Origin of the sequence: Thermaerobacter sp. FW80 (assembly GCF_004634385.1) — a bacterium.
Lineage (GTDB): Bacteria > Bacillota > Sulfobacillia > Thermaerobacterales > Thermaerobacteraceae > Thermaerobacter > Thermaerobacter composti.
In genome coordinates this window covers 2,677,904-2,692,199 of the sequence record NZ_CP037895.1, presented here as the reverse complement: position 1 = coordinate 2,692,199, position 14,296 = coordinate 2,677,904, and the positions used below count along the sequence as shown (strand labels likewise).

12 protein-coding genes are annotated in these 14,296 nt (G+C 73.5%); 8 read left to right on the top strand and 4 right to left on the bottom strand.

Features of this window, described 5'->3' with window-relative positions; all coding sequences use genetic code 11:
* Nucleotides 1-181 precede the first annotated feature (181 nt).
* Entirely contained in the window at nucleotides 182-742 is a 561-nt protein-coding gene (locus E1B22_RS11180; protein ID WP_135225710.1) for a PH domain-containing protein, read from the bottom strand.
* Entirely contained in the window at nucleotides 739-1,566 is an 828-nt protein-coding gene (locus tag E1B22_RS11175) for an NTP transferase domain-containing protein (protein ID WP_135225709.1), read from the bottom strand. The genes E1B22_RS11180 and E1B22_RS11175 overlap by 4 nt, the downstream gene beginning before the upstream one ends.
* A 337-nt stretch (nucleotides 1,567-1,903) precedes the next feature.
* Here E1B22_RS11175 and E1B22_RS11170 point away from each other — a divergent pair, with 337 nt between their 5' ends.
* The 7 genes from E1B22_RS11170 to tnpB all read left to right on the top strand — a co-directional run bounded on the left by E1B22_RS11170 (nucleotide 1,904) and on the right by tnpB (nucleotide 10,328).
* Nucleotides 1,904-2,590 (top strand): TetR/AcrR family transcriptional regulator, encoded by a 687-nt coding sequence (locus E1B22_RS11170; protein WP_135225708.1) that lies wholly within the window; start codon nucleotides 1,904-1,906, stop codon nucleotides 2,588-2,590.
* Nucleotides 2,591-2,690: 100 nt separating this feature from the next.
* Nucleotides 2,691-3,119: an SCP2 sterol-binding domain-containing protein gene (locus E1B22_RS11165; protein ID WP_135225707.1), complete on the top strand. Its 429-nt coding sequence runs from the start codon at nucleotides 2,691-2,693 to the stop codon at nucleotides 3,117-3,119.
* A 397-nt stretch (nucleotides 3,120-3,516) separates the two neighbouring features.
* Nucleotides 3,517-4,563, top strand: a complete 1,047-nt coding sequence (locus E1B22_RS11160) for an alcohol dehydrogenase family protein (protein ID WP_135225706.1) — start codon at nucleotides 3,517-3,519, stop codon at nucleotides 4,561-4,563.
* Nucleotides 4,564-4,797: 234 nt separating this feature from the next.
* Nucleotides 4,798-5,925 (top strand): R2-like ligand-binding oxidase, encoded by a 1,128-nt coding sequence (locus E1B22_RS11155; protein ID WP_243123394.1) that lies wholly within the window; start codon nucleotides 4,798-4,800, stop codon nucleotides 5,923-5,925.
* The gene (locus E1B22_RS11150) at nucleotides 5,922-7,700 is read left to right on the top strand and encodes an aldehyde dehydrogenase family protein (protein WP_243123393.1); all 1,779 of its coding nucleotides are present in this window, start codon (nucleotides 5,922-5,924) and stop codon (nucleotides 7,698-7,700) included. The genes E1B22_RS11155 and E1B22_RS11150 overlap by 4 nt, the downstream gene beginning before the upstream one ends.
* 139 nt (nucleotides 7,701-7,839) lie before the next feature.
* Nucleotides 7,840-8,703, top strand: a complete 864-nt coding sequence (locus tag E1B22_RS11145; protein WP_135225705.1) for a YhfC family glutamic-type intramembrane protease — start codon at nucleotides 7,840-7,842, stop codon at nucleotides 8,701-8,703.
* Between the two features lie 356 nt (nucleotides 8,704-9,059).
* On the top strand, nucleotides 9,060-10,328 hold the full coding sequence (gene tnpB / locus E1B22_RS11140; RefSeq protein WP_135225704.1) for an IS607 family element RNA-guided endonuclease TnpB: 1,269 nt from the start codon (nucleotides 9,060-9,062) through the stop codon (nucleotides 10,326-10,328).
* On the opposite strand, the gene E1B22_RS11135 is transcribed toward tnpB, so the two are convergent.
* Entirely contained in the window at nucleotides 10,315-11,997 is a 1,683-nt protein-coding gene (locus E1B22_RS11135; RefSeq protein ID WP_243123882.1) for a hypothetical protein, read from the bottom strand. The genes tnpB and E1B22_RS11135 overlap by 14 nt on opposite strands.
* A 350-nt stretch (nucleotides 11,998-12,347) precedes the next feature.
* Here E1B22_RS11135 and E1B22_RS11130 point away from each other — a divergent pair, with 350 nt between their 5' ends.
* Entirely contained in the window at nucleotides 12,348-13,031 is a 684-nt protein-coding gene (locus E1B22_RS11130) for a Crp/Fnr family transcriptional regulator (RefSeq protein ID WP_135225703.1), read from the top strand.
* Nucleotides 13,032-13,101: 70 nt separating this feature from the next.
* Here the strand turns inward: E1B22_RS11130 and nirK are convergent, their stop codons facing one another.
* Complete coding sequence (gene nirK / locus E1B22_RS11125; RefSeq protein ID WP_135225702.1) at nucleotides 13,102-14,235, bottom strand: copper-containing nitrite reductase; 1,134 nt, start codon at nucleotides 14,233-14,235, stop codon at nucleotides 13,102-13,104.
* Nucleotides 14,236-14,296: the final 61 nt, after the last annotated feature.

Below are 14,296 nucleotides of genomic sequence, written 5' to 3'. Positions count from 1 at the left end.
AGCCTTCCGTCGAGGCCTTCGACGCCGGGACGTCCCGCCGGAGGGTGCCGTCAGCACCGGCCGTCCCGGCTGGCGGGCGTCCAGGGGCACTTCACGAGAACATATTCGCAGCCTCGCGGCGGCTTTGCGACGCGAGGGGGCGGCCCGGGCCGGGGGTGCGGCTGCGGTCTCGGTGGCGCGGTCACGAGCGCCGTCGGCGGCGGATCTCCCGCAGCACCCATCGGGGTGCCTCCACGGGGATGCCGCGTTCGTCCAGCAGGGAGAGGGCGGCCACGGGATCCTGGGGCGTGATGATCACGGTGCCCCGGATCAGGTGCAATCGCACGGCGGGCCCTCGGTCGGTGCTGCCCAGCACCTGTTGACGCCCGATGCCGCTGAGGTAGAACCAGCCGACGGCGTACCCCGGCGCGAAGGTCGCCAGGAGCCGGAGTCCGCCACCGAGCTCAAGGTATTCGGCCCGGCGGATCGTTCCGTAGGGAACCGTGCGCCGGCCGGCCAGGGTCTGGATCACCATGTGCTCGGGCCCGAGCAGATAGATCAGGCGGGCCCGGGCCAGGTATGCCAGGAACACCAGCAAGGGCGCCGGGGCGAACAGCCAGGGGACCCCGGTGGCCCATGCCGCGAGACCGAAGAGGAGGAGCACGAGGCCGGTCCACAGGGTCTCATCCCGCGGGGGGGTCGGCGCCAGGGCGTGCCATCGACGCGACGGGCCTTGTGGACGGTCGGGAGGGGGTGGCGTCACGTGCGGGCCTCCTTCCCGGCTCCCGGCCTGCCGCCGGGGCCGGGCCGTGGATTGCGGGGCGTGGGGGCGCCGTCGGGGACTGCGTCCGGGGACGGCGGGTCCGCAATCGAGTGGCCGGCGGCCGCTGGGCCCGCCCACGTCGGGGGAGCGTCCGGCCGCGTCGGCGGGCGGTTCGAGCCGGTCCGGGATCGGCAGGCGGCCGCATAGTCTGCCCAGGTGTCCAGGTCACGGATCACCTCGGGACCGGGTGCCGGCCAGTGCAGCACCCGGGACCGGTGCCGCGCCAGCAAGGGCTGTGCGCCCGCGTCCCCTTGGAGCCGCAAGACCTCCGGGAACAAGCCGCGGGCGAGCAGGACCGGGTGCCCGGGCACCCCGTCCCAGACCGGCCGGGCGGCCAGGGGACCCGCAGGCCCGTGGGGTGCCGCGAGGAACGCCTGCACCAGCCCCCTCACCACCTCCGGCGTGATGAACGGCTGGTCGCCGAGCATGACGACGGCGGCCACCAGCGCCGGCTCGACCTGCAACAAGCTCCGAAGGCCGAGGCGCAGGGACCGGGCCTGGCCGTCCTCCGGCCATGGGTTGACCACGGGGTGCACCGCCGGGTGGGGCGTCCTGGGGACGCCCGCGGCCGCTACGGCCGGGTGGAGCACGGCGACCACCGGACCGATCCGGGCACCGCTCGCTGCCGCCACCACCCAGTCCACGATCCGACGGCCGCCCAGAGGGAGCAGCTGTTTCAGCCTGCCCATGCGGCGGCCCTGCCCGGCCGCCAGGACGATGACCCCAACGGGACCGTTCGTTGCCGGCGCAGCGGTGGTTTCCATGTCCCTGCCCTCCCGGTGGCGTCGTCCCCGTCGGGCGCATGGCCCGGACCGTGCGGGGCGGCGGGGTTCGGTGTTGGCGCGCGGCGACCCCCAGCCGGGGCACCCACGGCATCCGGCGACCTCCCCATTCTCCACCGCCGCGCCACCGCTCCTTCCGAGTGCCCCGACCGTCCGCATCATATCGAGTCCCGGGCCCCGGCCGGAAGCTGCCGCGGCAGGAGACGGCCGCGCCGCGGCGAAGGATGCCTCGACGAGTCGCTTAATGAACGTTCAGTCGACGCTCAGGGGCGTCAAGCCGGTCACCGAGGGCAATCCGCACCGATCCGGGGGGACACCGTTGGCACAGAACAAGATCGTCGCTCCGCAGCGCGAGACCATCCTCCACCAGGCGGCCCGGCTCTTCGCCCGCCAGGGCTACCCCGCCACCACCATGCGGGACCTGGCGGCAACCCTGGGCGTGACGCCGGCCGCGCTGTACTACCACTTCAGCAACAAGGACCAGCTGCTGCTCGAGGTGGTGCTGCACGGGATCGAGGTGGTCCACCGGCGGGTGGAGGCGGCCATGGCAGCCGCGCCGACGGTGGCGCAGCGGATCTGGGCCGGCTTGCGGGCGCACCTGCTGGCGTGCCTTGACCACCAGGACTTCGTCGCCGTGATCCTCCAGGAGAGCCGCTACCTCAGTCCCGCGGCAGCCGAGCGGGCGGTGGCGGCGCGGGATGCCTACGAGGCCCTGTGGGCCCGTACGCTGGAAGCGGGGGCGGAGGCGGGCCTCTTCCAGGGGGGCGTGGACCTGCGCCTGCTGCGCCTCTTCGGCTTCGGCGCGATGAACTGGGTCACGGTCTGGTACCGGCGGGACGGCCCGCTGCCGCCCGAGGCCATCGCCGACGCGTTCCTGCTCTACATCGCGAAGGGGGTGTTACGGCCGGAGGTAGCCGACGACCTGGTGGCCCAGGTGGCCGCGGTGGCCGGGTGCCCGCCCGCGGCCGGTTCCTCCGGCAGAGGGAGCGAGGGACGCAGCGACTGAGCGCGCCATGGCGGGACCGCAGTGGCACGCCCGGTGCCAACGCGACCATGCCGGGTTGGATGGGGACGAACCGGCACCACTGCAAGGGAGGGACGGGCCCATGGCATACCAGGCCTTCACCGAGGAGTGGGCAAAGGCCTACAAGGAGCGCATCAACGCCAACGCCAACTACCGCGAGGCCGCCCGCACCTGGGAGTGGCCCCTGGCCTTCGTCCTTGAGGCCGATCCGTCCTTGGGCATCGAGGAGGAGCGGGCCATCATCCTCGACCTGTACAAGGGCGAGTGCCGCGATGCTCGGGTCGGGACGAAGGCGGACCTGGAGAACGTGCCCTACGTCATCAGCGCCGACGCCTACACCTGGAAGCAGGTGATGGACGGCGAGCTGGATCCGCTGGCGGCCATGATGCGCGGCAAGCTCAAGATCCTCAAGGGCGACATGGGGGTGCTCTCGGGGTACGTCATCGCCGCCAAGGAGCTGGTCAACTCCGCCCAGCAGGTGGAGACCGAGTTCCCCGAGGGGGTGGCCTGAGGCCGCGGGATGCGGCGGCCCGGCCGCGCCACGCGGCCGCCGGCGCCTGCGGCCGTCGGGCACCACGCGTACGCCGGTGGGACGCAGCCGCCGGGCCCCACGCGGTCGCGGCGCCGATGGCCCTCGGGTATGACGGCGGCCGTCGGCACCATGCGGCCGCCGGGCCCCGCGGGGCCGCCGCGGGACGCGGCGCCAGCCGTCACGCGGCCGCGGCGCCACACGGTCGCCAGCACGGCGCGGGCCGTGCCGGCGGATCCGCCGGCGGGGCGGGCGGCATGCCGTCGAGTGGCGACGGGGTGCGGTCCAGGGGCCGGCGGCCGCGACGGGGCGGGCGCGAGGTCGCGGCCGCGGCCCGGCGGGGCAGGAGGAGTTGCGGCCGAGCGAGGAGGGGCCTGAGATGAAGGCGGTCACGTACCGCGGCGTGGGCCAGGTGGCCCTCGAGGAGGTGCCCGAGCCCGCGATCCAGCAGCCCGACGACGCCATCGTCAAGGTCACCCGCTGCGCCATCTGCGGCTCGGACCTGCACATCTACCACGGGCACATCCCCGGCATGGTGCCGGGTTTCGTCTGCGGCCACGAGTTCACCGGCGTGGTGGTGGAGGCCGGCCCCGCCGTCCGCGCCTTCCGGGCCGGCGACCGGGTGGTGGGGACCTTCCACACCGCCTGCGGCCACTGCGCCATGTGCCGCAAGGGCGCCTACAACCAGTGCCGGGAGTACGGCGTCTTCGGCTACGGCGTGGCCTTCGGCAACCTGGCCGGCTCCCAGGCCGAGTTCGTCCGGGTGCCCCACGCCGACGTCAACCTGCGGCCGATCCCCGAGGAACTCAGCGACGAACAGGCCCTGTTCTGCGGCGACATCCTGACCACGGCCTACGGCGCCGTCCGCAACGCCCACCTCCAGCCGGGCGAGACGGTGGCCGTCATCGGCTGCGGGCCCGTCGGCCTGATGGCCGTCCAGAGCGCCTTCGCCCAGGGAGCCGCGCGGGTGCTGGCCATCGACCTCCTGCGGGACCGGGCGGAGCTGGCCGAGCGGCTGGGGGCCGTGCCCGTCGTGGCCAGCGAGACGAACCCCGTGGCCCAGGTCAACAAGCTGACGGGGGGTCTCGGGGCCGACGTGGTCATCGAGGCGGTGGGCGGGCCGAAGACCGTCGCCCTGGCCTTCGAGCTGGTGCGGGGCGGCGGGCGGATCGTCGCCGTGGGCGTCACCACCGTCGAGAGCTTCGCCTTCCCCCTGGCCACCAGCTTGACCCGGGACATCGCCTTCCGCATCGGCCTGGCCAACATCCACCGCGACATCGACGCCACCCTGGCCCTGGTGGCCGGCGGCCGGATCGACCCGGAGGTCATCATCAGCCACCGGCTGCCCCTGACCGAGGCGGTGGAGGGGTACCGCATGTTCGACAGCCGGGAGGCCACCAAGGTGGTGCTGATCCCCGACGCCTGAGGGGGGCGCCCGGTCCCGGGGCGCGCCGGGTGGCAGGCTGACCCGGATGGGCTCCAGGAGACGACCGAGGGCGGGTCCTCGATGCCGGTGCCGCGACAGGGCGCCGGGCGGTCCGGCGACCCGCCGCCTGCGACGGCTCTTCCGAGCCTTCGGGGGGTCCCTGGGGGGTGGACCCTCGCCGGCGATCCGTCGGCCGGATCGCGGCGAGAACGACACGAGCGGGAGGGGATGCCCATGTCCGGTGCGGCGACGTCCGGAGCGGCGGGCGGGCGCCCGGGGACGGTGGAGGCGCGCCACAACGCCTTCGTCACCACCAGCGGCCGGGGCCTGAACCACGACCTGCCGCCCATGCGGCTCTACCACAAGGCGAAGCGGTTCGGCACCTGGGACCCGCGGTCCATCGACCTCAGCCAGGACAAGGAGGACTGGAAGCTCCTCAACGACGCCCAGAAAGACGCGCTGCTGCGCCTGGTCGCCCTGTTCGCCGCCGGGGAGGAGTCGGTCACCCTCGACCTGCTGCCCCTGATCATGGTCATCGCCCGCGAGGGCCGGCTGGAGGAGGAGATGTTCCTGACCACCTTCCTCTGGGAGGAGGCGAAGCACACCGAGTTCATGCGCCGGTTCCTCGACGAGGTGGCGGGGGTCGCGGGGGCGGACCTGCACCACTACCACACGCCGAGCTATCGCAAGATCTTCTACGAGGAGCTGCCCCGGGCGATGCACCGCCTGCTGGACGACCCGTCGCCGGCGGCCCAGGCGGAGGCGTCGGTGACCTACAACCTGATCGTCGAGGGCGTGCTGGCCGAGACGGGCTACTACGCCTTCTACCGGACCCTGCAGCGCCAGGGCGTCATGCCCGGGTTCATCCAGGGCATCCGCAACTTCCAGCGGGACGAATCCCGGCACCTGGCCTACGGCGTCTTCCTGCTGCAGCGGCTGGTGGCGGCGGACGACGCCATCTGGCACGTCATCGACCGCCGGCTCAACCACCTCTTGCCCTACGCCCTGGGCGTGACCCACGAGATCTACGCGGCCTACGGTGACCAGCACCCCTTCGAGGTGGACCAGAAGGAGTTCATCGACTACGCCATCAAGCAGTTCAGCCTGCGGGCCCGGCGGATCGAGCAGGCCCGGGGCAAGTCCCTGGCCGAGGTCTACCGGCTGGCCGCCGACCAGGTGGAGGAGGCAACCCGCGATCCGGACGAACCCGGCGCGGCCGCCGGCGATCCGGCGGGGGGACCGCCGGCCGCCACGGGGAGCCCCGCGGGGCCGGCGGCGACCACGGGAAGCGGCCCAGGACGAGCCGAGGCGCGGGCCCAAGGGGGCCCGGCTGCGGGCGGCGGAGGAGGGTCCGGCGCATGAGCTCTCAGGAGCGCGGGGGGCCGGTGCCGCCGGCGGGCGGCACCGGCCCCGAAGGCGCGGCGGCGTCGGCGAGGGGTGCGTCCGGGGGCGCTGCGGCCGGCGAGGTCGCGGCCAGGGGCCCCGGCACCGGGGGCGCTGCCGCCAGGACGTTCCGAGCGCACGCGGGGGTCCAGGCGGAGCCCGCACCCGCGTCCCCGGCCGCGGGTGCAGCCGCCGCCGACCCGCGGGCCGTACCGGGGGAGGCCGGCACCGCCGGGGCCGGCGGGCCGGGTTCGTCCCGGTCGCAGACCCTGGAGCTTCCCTTCGTGGCTCCAGCCCTGCGGCAGTGGCTGAGCTCGCCCAAGCCGCTCTTCATCGGCGGGCGGTGGCAGGAGCCCCGCTCGGGCCGCTACCTGACGGTGACCGACCCCGCGACGGGCGAGCCGCTGGCCGAGGTGGCCGAGGCGGGGGAGGAGGACGTGGACCTGGCCGTCCAGGCGGCCCGGCGGGCGCTGGAAGGCAGCTGGGGCAAGCTGCCCCCGGCGGAGCGCGGGCGGCTCCTCTGGAAGCTGGCCGACCTTGTGGAGGAGAACGCCCAGGAGTTCGCCCAGTTGGAGTCCCTCAACACCGGCAAGCCGGTCACGGAGACCACCATGGCCGACGTGCCCCTGGCCGTCGAGCACTTCCGCTACTTCGCCGGCTGGGCCACCAAGTGGACGGGGGAGACGCTGCCCGTGTCCTTCCCCGGCGAGTACCTGGCCTACACGCGACGGGAGCCGGTGGGGGTGGTGGGGGCCATCGTGCCCTGGAACTTCCCCCTGCTGATCGCCTCCTGGAAGCTGGCGCCGGCTCTGGCCGCGGGGAACACGGTGGTGCTCAAGCCCAGCGAGCTGACGCCCCTGACGGCCCTGCGGCTGGCGGAGCTGGTGCGCCAGGCCGGCTTCCCCCCGGGGACGGTCAACGTCCTGCCGGGCTACGGCGAGCCGGCCGGCCGGGCGCTGGTGGAGCATCCGGGGGTCGACAAGATCTCCTTCACCGGCTCACCGGCCGTCGGCCGCAAGATCATGACGGCGGCGGCCCGGGACTTCAAGCGGGTCACCCTGGAGCTGGGCGGCAAGTCCCCTAACATCGTCTTCCCGGACGCGGATCTGGACAGCGCCGTGGCCGGAGCGATGATGGGCATCTTCTTCAACCAGGGCGAGGTGTGCTGCGCCGGCTCTCGCCTGTTCGTCCACAAGGAGCACTTCGATCGGGTGGTCGGGGCCATCGCTGAGCGGGCGGGCCGCCTGCGCCAGGGGCCGGGCATCGACCCCATGACCCAGATGGGGCCCCTGATCAGCCGCACCCACATGGAGCGGGTGCTGGGCTACATCGAAAGGGGCCGCGCCGAGGGGGCGGAGCTTCTGGTGGGTGGCGAGCCGAACCCCGAGGCGGGGCCGGGCTATTTCGTCAAACCCACGGTGTTCCTGGGCCGGGACGACATGACCATCGCCCGGGAGGAGATCTTCGGGCCGGTCCTGACGGTGCTGCCCTTCGAGAGCCTGGACGAGGTGGTGCGCCGGGCCAACGACACGCCCTACGGGCTGGCGGCGGGGATCTGGACGCGGGACGTGGCCAAGGCTATCAAGGTGGCCCACCGCCTCAAGGCGGGGACGGTGTGGATCAACGGCTACAACCTGCTGGACGCCACCAGCCCCTGGGGCGGGTTCAAGCAGAGCGGCATCGGGCGGGAGATGGGGCGGTACGCCCTGGAGCACTACACCGAGGTGAAGAGCGTCTGGGTCAACCTGGGTTGACGGGTCGGGACCGCGGTTCGACGGGGTCGACCGGGGTGGAAGCGGTCCCGGCGGCTCGGGATGGGGTCGCGGAGGCTCCGCAGCCTCCGCCGCGTCGCGGAGGGATGGAGGTCCAAGGCGGTCCACGGGGGGTACCGCGGTGGACGATCGGCTGCGCGCGATCGCGCTGATGTACGGGCTGGCGGGGGCGGGGGCCATCCTGCTCCCCGCCGTCGTGTTCTGGGTGGGCCATCGCCGCTGGGGGTGGCGCGCCCGGGTGGCGCTGATCGGGGCTGCCACCTTCCTGGTCTTTCAAGGCCTGCTGCGCTTGCCGTGGCTGCCGGCCTTCAACGCCTGGGCCACGGCGCGATGGGGCGTGGCGGCCACGGCGCTGCTCGCCTCGCTGACGGCCGCCCTGTGGGAGGAGACGGGGCGGTACGTGGCCTACCGGCTGGTGGTGCGGCGGCCGCGGGCCGCCGATGCCGTGGCCATGGGCCTCGGCCACGGCGGCTTCGAGTCCGCGGTCCTGGTCGGGCTCAGCCTGCTGGCGACGGCGATCGCCCTGTGGCTGTTGCCGTGGGCCGAGGGCATGGGCGGCCCGGCCGGTGGGGACCGGCCTGGGGCGCCCTTCGGGTTGCCTCCCGAGGCGGCGGCCGGACTCCGCCAGGCCCGGGAGGCCGTCCTGGCGGGCGGGTTCGCGGCGCCCGCGCTGGCCTTCGTGGAACGGGTGGCGGCCCTGGCACTGCACGTGGGGCTCAGCGTGCTGGTGGCGGCCGCGTGGGTGCGCGGCCGGGCCATCCTGTGGGCGGCGGCGGTGGGCGTCCACTTCGCCGTCAATGCGGGCGCCGTGACGCTGGCCCAGTCCGGCCACGGCCTGCTGGCGGAGGGGGTGGCGCTGGTCCTGGCGGCGGGGTTCCTGTGGCGCGCCCTGCGCTGGGCCCCGGTATTGGATGCCGCGGTCGTCGGGGTAGAAGGTGCGTCCGTCGGGGTAGCAGGTGCCCACGGGCGAGCCGGGGGTGGGTGAGGGGCGGCGCCCGGGCGTCCGGATCGAAGGGAGGGCGGGAAGGCCGGGTGGGAGGCGAGAAGGCCGGGTGGGAGGCCGGAAGGCCGGGGGGAGGCGGGAAGGTCGGGTGGGGTCCCGACGGACCGCTCGAGCCGTGAAGCCGTGTCCGGACGGCCGTTCGATCGTCGCACGTCGCGGTCGGCTCAAGGCCGCTCGGCCTGCCGGTGGCCTGCGGGGTTGATAACAGCTAGTGCGTTTCCTATCGTTTCTCGTCCAATGTCATCAAATCTTCGCATCTCCTTCCCTCCTCGGCCGGCTCGTTGTCTGAGAACAGATGTTCTGGTACGATGTCCTTGGATGATCTTGGGGGCTTCCCCATGCGTGTGTTGCAGGCGTACCGCTTCGCCCTGGACCCCACACCCCGCCAGGAACGGGCGCTGGCCTCCCACGTGGGCGCCCGCCGCTTCGCCTTCAACTGGGGCCTCGCCCTGGTGAAGGAGCGCCTGGAAGCCCGCGCCCGGGGCGAGGATGTGGAGGTGCCCTGGACCCTCCCCGCCTTGCGGCGGGAGTGGAACCGGCAAAAGCACCGCGTCGCGCCCTGGTGGCGGGAGAACTCGAAGGAGGCCTATTCCTCCGGTCTGGACGGACTCGCCCGGGCCCTGCAGAACTGGTCGAAGAGCCGCCAGGGTGAACGCAAGGGCCGCCGGGTTGGATTCCCGCGTTTTCGGAAGAAGGGCCGAGGGCGGGAATCGGTGCGGTTCACCACCGGCGCGATCCGGGTGGACGACCAAAGCCACGTGGTCCTGCCCCGGATCGGGCGGGTGAAGACCCACGAGCCGACCACGGCCCTGCTCCGGCGCATCGAAGCGGGAACGGCCCGCATCCTGTCCGCCACGGTCGCCCGGGAAGGGGGCCGATGGTTCGTCAGCTTCACCTGCGAGGTGGAGCGGCAACCGGGCCGCCCCCGGTTCCCCGGGCGGGTGGTGGGCGTGGATGCGGGGGTGAAGCACCTGGCGGTCCTTTCGACGGGCGAGAAGTGGCCGAACCCTCGGTCCCTTGAAAAAGTCCTCCGAAAGATCACCCGGTCCAGCCGCGCCCTGGCCCGCCGGCAGAAGGGCAGCCGGGGGTGGCAAAAGGCCCGCCGCCGGCTGGCCCGGCTCCATGCGCGAGCCCGAAACCTCCGCCAGGATGCCCTTCACAAGCTGACCCACCACCTGGCGAGCACCTACGGTGTGGTGGTCGTCGAACAGCTGCACGTGGCGGGCATGCTGAAGAACCGGCGGCTGGCCCGGGTGCTGGCGGATGCGGCCCTGGCGGAAATCCGCCGCCAGCTCAGCTACAAGTGCCCCTGGCACGGGGCGGTCCTGGTCGAAGCGCCGCCCTTCTATCCCAGCAGCAAGCGTTGCTCGCGGTGCGGTGCGGTCAAGCCGTCGCTGCCGCTTTCGCAGCGCACCTTCCGCTGTGAGGAATGCGGGCTCGTGCTCGACCGGGACGAAAACGCGGCCCGGAATCTCGCGGCCCTGGTGGCCGCCGTCGCCGGGAGTGGCCCGGAGACGAAAAACGCCCGTGGACGGGATGGAAGACCTGCCGCAAGGCAGGCGATCCCGGAGGAAGCGGGAAGCCGGCGCCGGCTCATCGCTGGGTAAGACCGGCACCGCCGATCCGCAAGGATCGGCTGCCTGAAAACAGATGACGATGTTTCAGGTAACGGATCCGCCAGCTCCTCCACAGCGTCACCACCAGCAGGACGACCGCCAGGGCACCGGCGGCGCCCGCCACGGCCATCGCCCCGGTGCTCCAGGCGGGTGCCCGCCCCTCCACCGCCTGGATCAAGCCCGGAGCCACCCGCAAGAGGGCGGCCAGGCCGGCCAGGGCGACGGCCGCCGCCACCAGGCCGGGGTCGCGCAGCCGCCCCCCGCCGAAGCCGGGCAGCATGGTGGGGGCCACCGCCATGATGAGCAGGGTCATGAAGCCGGCTCCGACGGCGTGCAGGGCGGCGTCGGCGGGCGGGGTCGCGGGGGTCAGGCGGATGCCGAGGCCGTCGAGTCCGCGGACGACGAGGACGGCGGCCGCCACCACCGCCCAGACGTAGGCCAAGAGGGCTGCCACCGCCGTGGGATCGCGCCACACCCGGTACCGGCCCTTGTCTCCGGGGAACGGGAGCCGCCGCTCGAAGATCCGTACCGCGCCGGTGCCCAGCAGCAGGGCCGTTCCCCAGGCGAGGTCGGCCAGCGCCCCCCACGCGGGCGGCGCCCCTCGGCCGCTGACCAGCGCCATGGCGCCCGGGACGGCGTCGAGCACCGACGCCGTCCCGAAGGCTCCCGCCGCGGCACCCAGGAGCGGCACGCGAGCCGGTTGGACGCGGAAGAACAGGCCGAAGAGGCGGGCCGACATGGCCACCGAGGTGGCGCCGATGAAGCCGAACAAGGCCAGGCGCACCGCCGCGGCATCGACGGGAGCGGGCAGGGTGGCGGCCACGGCAGCACCGACGGCGGCACCCGGCATGCCGCCCCTCCCCGCGGCGACGGACCCATCCGGGACGGCCCCTCCCGCGTGACGGACGCCGGACCCCAGTCCGAAGCCGATGCCGGCCGGGGTCACGGTGGACAGCGCCGCCCCCGCCCACAGGGCCAGCGCCGCCAGGAGGCTGGCCGCGGCGACGGCGAACAGCGGGACCACCTGCCCGAAGGCCTTCTTCTGCCCGAGGGGGGGACCGGCTGCGAGACTGCGGGCCAGCAGGGTCAGCAGGCCGGCCGCTGCCAAGAGCTCCAGGACCGCCCCGGCCGCCAGGATGCCCAGGCCCCCGGGCGCCGCGGCCGGCACCAGCGCGGCCAGCGCCTGTCCGCCGACGCGCATCCCCAGGCCGGCGGCCAGCGCGCCGAACCAGAGGGGCACCCGGTCGGGCTGCACCAGGGCACTCCCTCTCAGCCGCGGCAGGAACTGCAAGGCCACGCCAAGGATCAGGGCGCCGCCCCAGCCGACCAGCTGCGCGTGGCCGTGGGCTTGGGCCAGGGCGGGGTAGGCATGGACCCATGACCAGCGCCGCCACGCGGCGGCGGCCATCAGGCCGCCCAGGAGGAAGCCGGGCACCAACGCCGCGGCCACGGCCAGATCGAAGAACGGTCGCCACGGCCAGCGGCGGTCTGCCCGCGCGCGGGCCGCGGCGCCCTCCGTCGGTGCGGTTGGCCGGGGGCCGGGAGACCGTCGGCCGCCGGCGGCCGACGTCCCGTCGGGTCGTTCGGCGCCGCGCCGGCCTGCAGCGGCTTGCTTCGCCTCCTCCCGCGATCGGGTGCTCCCCTCCGACTCCCGCGGCATCGTGCTCACCTCTGACGTCCTCGCCTCGCACCCTTGTGTCGCATCCATTGTGCCGCATCGGTCCTGGCTTGCAGTAGCCACGGTCACAGACCCCGTCCACGGGCGTGCCGGTCCGTCGGGGCGGCTCGACCCGGCGTCCCCGACGGACCCCCATCGCACCCGCCGGCCGAGGGCGTGGCCGGCGGTTCCAGCCGGTCCCCGCGGTGGCGATGCCATGACGGGTCAGCCGAACGTCGCGGTCCCCCTTGGCGTGCCTGGGTCTGTCGGTCGGTGCCTGCAGGGCGGATGGGGGAGGAACGCGCCTGCGGGGAGAAAACTCAGGGGACGGGAGGCTCCTCGGGAGGATCGCCATGGATCGTGTCGGTGCGCCGGCCGGCGGCGGCGCTTTCCGGTCCCGTGAGGCCGTGGTCACGGCCCTCCAGCGCATCCACCCCTTCGATCGGGTTCCAGCCGAGCTGGTCGCCAAGGTGGCGGAACACCTGCGCTGGCGCGCGTGCCGCAGCGGGGAGGTGCTGTTTCGCGAGGGGGAACCGGTGCAGGCCGTGTTCCTCCTCCGCAGCGGCCGTGTCAAGATCGTCACCGTAGACGACGACGGCCGCGAGTACATCATGCACCTCCTGGGACCTGGCGATCTCTTCCCCGCCGTCGGGCTGTTCACCGGCGGAGGCTATCCGGCCACGGCCGAGGTGATCCAGGACGGCGTCGTCGGGGTGGTCACCCGGGAGGCCATCCTTGGCCTGGTCCGCGAGCACGGCGACCTGGCCATGGCCCTCTTGATGGCCCAGGAAGAGCGGATCCGCTACCTGCAGGACCGCATCCGCAGCCTGGTGTGGCGCGACCTGCGCACCCGCGTGCTGGAGGTGCTGGTCAAGCACATGGGCGACCAGCTGACCCATCAGGAGATCGCCGCGCTGGTGGGGGCCGCCCGCGAGAGCGTGAGCCGGGTGATCAGCGAGTTCAAGCGCCAGGGACTGATCACCAAGGACCCCGGCGGCCGCTGGCGGGTGCGCTCGCGGGAGCGGGAGGGGGGCTGACCGGCGCCGCCTGGGATCCGGCGGCACGAGCCGTCGCATCCCAGGCGGCGGTTCGACCGAGGGCGAGGCCTCAGTGGGTGTCCGGGCTGGTCGCCGGCGCGTCGAAGACCTCCGGGTCGGGATCGCCCTCCACCACGATCTGGGCCAGGGCGCCCTTGTCGATGGAGCGGCTGATGGAGTGGTCCACCAGGGTGTAGGTGCCCGGGACGTCGACGGTGAACTCCACCCAGGCCGCACCGCCCGCCGGGATCAGCGTGGTCTGCACGTTGTGCACCGCCTCCGAGGCCCCCTGGTCGTGGACCACGTCGAAGACCTCGCCGATCACGTGGAAGCTGGAGATCAGGTTCGGGCCGCCGTTGCCGACGAAGATCCGGATCCGGTCGCCCACCCTGGCCTTCATCGCCCGCTCGCCCGTCCAGTAGGCGCTGGCGCCGTTGAAGACCACGTAGTTGGGCTCCTCGTCCAGCAGGGCGTCATAGTCGTAGCGCGCGTGGCCTTTCTCGCCGTGCTTCAGGTCGGTGTAGAGCTCGCCCTGGACGATGTAGAACTCCTTGTCGACGGGCGGCAGGCCGCCTTCCGGCTCCACCAGGATCAGGCCGTACATTCCGTTGGCGATGTGGGTCGGGATGTGGGGCGACGCGCAGTGGTAGATGTACAGGCCCGGGTTGAGCGCCTTCCAGGTGAAGACCTTTTCCTCACCGGGCTTGACCTGGGTCGCCACCGCGCCGCCGCCCGGCCCGTTCACGGCGTGCAGGTCGATGGAGTGGATCTGGCCGCTGTCGGGCGCGTTCTTCAGGTGCAGCTCCACCGTGTCGCCGACCCGCACCCGCAGCATGGGCCCGGGCACCTGGCCGTTGAAGGTCCAGTAGGTGTACGTGGTGCCGTCGGCCAGCTGGCCGTCGAGTTCCACCGCCTCCAGGTCGATGCGCACCGTCTTGGGCGGCCGCTTGCCCGCGGGTTCCGGTACCGCCGTCGGATCGGCGGCCACCACCTTGGCATCGGCGAGGGCCGGTTCGACCTGCTGGGCCTGCTCCGCACCCGGACCGGACGAACCCGCCTGCCCCGGGTTGCCGTCGCCGGCGGCGGTGCTGCCGCAGGCCGTCACCGCCACCATGCTGAGAGCCAGAAGCAGCGCCAGCAATCCGCGCCTACGCCGCCTGCTCTGTGCCGGGAGGCCCTGGAGGCCGCTCACTGGACCTGCCATGGGAGGTCCCTCCCCTTTCGGAGGTCGCGCACCGCTCCGCCCCGCCGGAATCCGCACGCGG